The sequence below is a fragment of the Holosporales bacterium genome, from assembly GCA_031263535.1.
In the GTDB taxonomy this organism is placed as follows: domain Bacteria; phylum Pseudomonadota; class Alphaproteobacteria; order UBA3830; family JAIRWN01; genus JAIRWN01.
The window spans coordinates 1-4,168 of the sequence record JAISFO010000041.1; the positions used below are offsets into that span (position 1 = coordinate 1).

At 41.4% G+C, this 4,168-nt stretch carries 5 protein-coding genes; 1 reads left to right on the forward strand and 4 read right to left on the reverse strand.

Annotated features, from left to right (window positions below; genetic code table 11):
* The 4 genes from LBL30_04685 to rplU all read right to left on the reverse strand — a co-directional run.
* The coding region (locus LBL30_04685; GenBank protein MDR1032379.1) for a RelA/SpoT family protein at positions 1-1,432 on the reverse strand (1,432 nt) is incomplete at its 3' end.
* Positions 1,433-1,847: 415 nt separating this feature from the next.
* Positions 1,848-2,648 carry a M15 family metallopeptidase gene (locus tag LBL30_04690; protein ID MDR1032380.1) on the reverse strand — a complete coding sequence of 267 codons (801 nt, stop codon included), beginning with the start codon at positions 2,646-2,648 and terminating at the stop codon, positions 1,848-1,850.
* Between the two features lie 178 nt (positions 2,649-2,826).
* Positions 2,827-3,072, reverse strand: a complete 246-nt coding sequence (gene rpmA / locus LBL30_04695) for a 50S ribosomal protein L27 (GenBank protein MDR1032381.1) — start codon at positions 3,070-3,072, stop codon at positions 2,827-2,829.
* Positions 3,073-3,075: 3 nt separating this feature from the next.
* On the reverse strand, positions 3,076-3,402 hold the full coding sequence (gene rplU / locus LBL30_04700; GenBank protein ID MDR1032382.1) for a 50S ribosomal protein L21: 327 nt from the start codon (positions 3,400-3,402) through the stop codon (positions 3,076-3,078).
* Between the two features lie 101 nt (positions 3,403-3,503).
* On the opposite strand from rplU, the gene obgE reads away from it, so the two are divergent.
* Positions 3,504-4,168, forward strand: a 665-nt coding sequence (gene obgE / locus LBL30_04705) for a GTPase ObgE (protein ID MDR1032383.1), incomplete at its 3' end; no start/stop codon positions are given.

A 4,168-nucleotide genomic window follows, 5' to 3' on the forward strand; every position in this document is an offset into this window, starting at 1 on the left:
TGCACTTCTGTGACTTAAGAAAACTATTGATAGCCTTTCTTGATTTTTTCAACGCAACTTTGCTTATCCATGAGGGGACTGGTCTTTGGAATGGAGAAGTAATGATTTCAACAGTATCCCCGTTTTGCAGCTTTTTTTGGATTGGTACTGTATCTCCGTTTATTTTAGCGCCAATACAAGTATTTCCAACTAAAGTATGTACGTTATAGGCAAAGTCCAGCACAGAGGCCCCTCGCAGTAAGGTAATTACATCGCCATTGGGGGTAAAACAAAAGACTTCATCACAAAATAAATCGTTGTTTTTGTTTTGATCTGAGATTGGGTAAAGCGATTTTTCCCCTATATAATTCAAAAATCCTCGAAGCCATTTATAATTTTCAAAATTGTTAATATCGCCAATTTTCCTTTTATAATTCCAGTGTGCTGCCACACCGTACTCGGCCATTTTATCCATTTCTTTCGTACGGATTTGCACTTCCAGTTGCTGTTTATAAGGCCCAAACACAACTGTATGTATAGATTGATACTGATTACTTTTAGGTGAGCTTATATAATCCTTAATTGTTCCTTGTACTGCTTGATATGCGGAATGCACAACCCCAAGGGCATAATAGCAATCTTCCACACTGCTGACGATTATACGAATTGCAACAATATCGTTCAGCTGCAGCAGGTTAAAGTTTCTTTTGCGCATTTTCTCCCAAATAGAGTATGCGGTTTTTAACCTTCCAAAAACTTTAAAATTAAAAAATGTATTTTTTAATGAACGTTCAAAGTCAGCAACTATGCTGTCGATCAGCTTTTTGTTTTTGCTGGACAGCTCTTTTAGACGAAGCTGAACAGCTTTTGCTTCTTCTGGCCTGACTTGCACAAATGACAGTAATTCCAGCTCATCCTTTATTTTATTAATCCCCACCATATCGGCAAGCGGAGCGAATACTTTAAGCGTCTCGAGTGAAATTTTACGTATCTTGTCAGGCGAGTGGTGTTCTATGGTCCTCATGTTGTGCAGGCGGTCTGCCAGTTTTATGAAAACAACACGAATATCGGAAGACAAAGCGAGCAAAAATTTACAAAAGTTTTTAAGCTTATGGGCATACTCGCTGCTTAAAGGTATTTTGTTGAACTTGGTTACGCCGTCTACTATAGCAGCTACTTCTTGCCCAAAAGCACCTTCTATCATTTGGCGTGTAATGCTTGTGTCTTCAAGAGCGTCATGCAGTAAGCCGGCTATAATTGTACTTGCATCAAGCCGCATTTCCGCCAAAATAAAGGCCACCTCCTCTAGGTGAGTTAAATAAGGCTCGCCAGACAGACGAACCTGGCTTTCATGAGCCATTTTGGCAGCATTATATGCCTTCTTGATCGAGCTAATTTCCTCATTAGATAGATAGGATTCTATTATCGCTATAATCTCGTCAAATCTGCTCAAAACACAGCTCCACGCAGAAAATCTAAATTTTAGTTAAGCATACCAAACTCCTAGCACCTTTGCCGAAGAATTATCAAGACAAACCGTTGTAGGCAGTTGAATGAATATAAAAACGCTTCTAATTATGTGGATAAGTTTGTGTATAAATTTTATTTAAAATTTTTTAGAAGATTAAATTAACTGTGTATTAAACATTTCTTGATTCAAAAGTTTAATTTCAAACCGCCAGCAAATCCAGCTTTTATCAAAGGTATATTATGAGCAATGCTAAGATTTATGCAATCTATCGCTGGTTTATATATGCGTTCATTGGGTTTTTAGATGGTTGTGAATAAAAATGCGTTGTCAAGCACAAAATAATACCACGCATACACCAAGTGTTACGGCCTACAGCTCAATATTTATCTTGTGTTACTTAAGATTCGTTGCACTTTACTAAGTGTTTTTGCCACAAAACCGCGGCTTTATCGGGCGGCAGCTTAATCAACGCTTCGGCTAATTCATGGTTAGGCTGAAAGTGCATATAGTCCATTGGCTCTCGCCACATACCGCCCCAAACGTCGAAACCATGTCTTTTGAAAATTGCGGCTATTCGTGGGGTGATCATACCAGGACGCACATAATTCCTGTTTAAGAACCAATCATCATATCCATGAGGTTGCACAATTAAGTTTAGCACAGCGGCAGATTCTTGCTTGGGAAGATCGTATGTTTTCAATCGCTTCGTTAAATACAGCATCCTATCTTTATGCCTGTCGAGAGAACGCTTAGGTAGTATTTCAACTCTGTCAATGCTGAAATAGGGATTAAGTAGAGCATTTATGTCAAGCGCAACACCAAATGCATGAATTGACGGAACGTCTTCATGAAGCCTATGTCGATTGATATAGGAGCCGATTTCATATATAGGGAATTGTTCTTTCAGAAGGTCTTCAAAACACTTTTTGACAGAGTCCGCAACGGTGTCCAATACATAGACATTAATCAGCCTAGTGCCTTTCCTTGAGAAAGTATCACAGTGTACCTGAACTTCAACAATACGCTTTTTTACCACCTGCGATATTTGGTCAAGTTGGATAGGTGGATTATTTGACGTTTGGCATCCGCCAAGAAGGAAAGTTAATACCCAACAACACGAGGTGAGTACACCAGCAGCTCTGCTTAAGTTAGCATTATTGTATGTATTATGTACCTGATACCCGTACTTAGTTTTCAACGTTAAACGCCTCAGCAATAGATAAAAATATATCACTAGGCATAATTATATTGATCGATTATAAAAAAAAATAATTGACAAATAAGATTCAAAATCAAATTTTAATATTGATTTTTCGAAAAAACACACAAAAACTCGCCAACACATCAGTCAGCGAAAAATCAAAGTGATTTGAGGGTTAGCCTAAAGACACGACACTGCGGCCGTTGCTCACAGAAAAGCGCACAATCCCATTGTTCAAGGCATAAAGCGTGTGGTCTTTGCCAATACCCACGTTCCTGCCGGGATGAAATTTGGTTCCCCTTTGGCGTACAATTATGTTGCCGGCCACTACGCTTTGGCCACCATAACGCTTAACCCCAAGCCTCTTACTCTCGGAATCACGTCCGTTACAAGTACTTCCACCAGCTTTTTTGTGTGCCATTTTTTAGGACCTCAGGCTACCTTTTTCTATTTGATCTATACGCAGAACAGTAAAGCTCTGCCGATGACCATTTTTCCTTCTAAAATGCTTACGTCTACGCTTTTTAAAAACCAAAATGGTCCTGGTTTTGTCTTGATCCAGTATCGTCGCACTGACGCTTGCCCCTTGAACAATGGGGGCGCCAACGACAACCTTATCTTTATCGCCAAGCATCAAGATTTGATCAAGCGTTACCTGGCTGCCTTTATCAAACGCCAGTCTTTCAACTTTGATAAAGTCGCCTTCGCACACTCGGTATTGCTTTCCGCCAGTTTGTAATACTGCAAACATTATAGTGAATTCAGGTCTTACTTAAACTATCATCGCCTTAGCGCAAGCTCTTAAATAAGACATATTGCTAGCTGTTGTCAATAAGTTCTTAGGCGTTAGGATTGAAGTTTCTAGATAACGTTAAAATACACGTAAAGGCAGGCGATGGCGGCAATGGGTGCGTAGGCTTTCGCCGCGAGAAGTTTATAGAATTCGGCGGGCCTGACGGCGGCAACGGCGGCAACGGCGGCAATATAATCGTAAAGGCGGTTGGTAATCTAAACACTCTTATAGACTACAGATATCAACAGCATTTCCATGCTCAACGTGGTGAAAACGGACATGGGCAAAACTGCACAGGCCCAGGCGGTGAGGATTTGGTGCTTAAGGTGCCCACAGGCACCCAAATAATTGACTGCGACAGCGACTTGCTTATCGCCGACCTGGTTGAAGTCGGCCAAAGTTGTATGCTGGCCCAAGGCGGCGTAGGCGGTCGCGGCAATGCCAGCTTTAAAACCTCGACCAACCAAGCGCCAAAAAGGGCCGATCCTGGAACTCCAGGCGAAGAGCTTTGGGTGTGGTTCAGCCTGAAGTTAATAGCCGATGTTGGTTTGGTAGGCCTGCCAAACGCAGGGAAGTCAACTTTTTTGGCGGCAAATACCAGGGCAAAACCGAAAATCGCTGATTATCCATTTACCACCCTGATCCCGCAATTAGGGGTTGCTTATGTTGGCAAGCAAGAGTTCGTGCTAGCCGATATTCCTGGACTGATAGAAGGCGCGCATCA

Coding starts and splice junctions, on each gene's coding strand:
- rpmA (MDR1032381.1), bottom strand. CDS start 3,072: ATGGCACACAAAAAAGCTGGTGGAAGTACTTGTAACGGACGTGATTCC.
- rplU (MDR1032382.1), bottom strand. CDS start 3,402: ATGTTTGCAGTATTACAAACTGGCGGAAAGCAATACCGAGTGTGCGAA.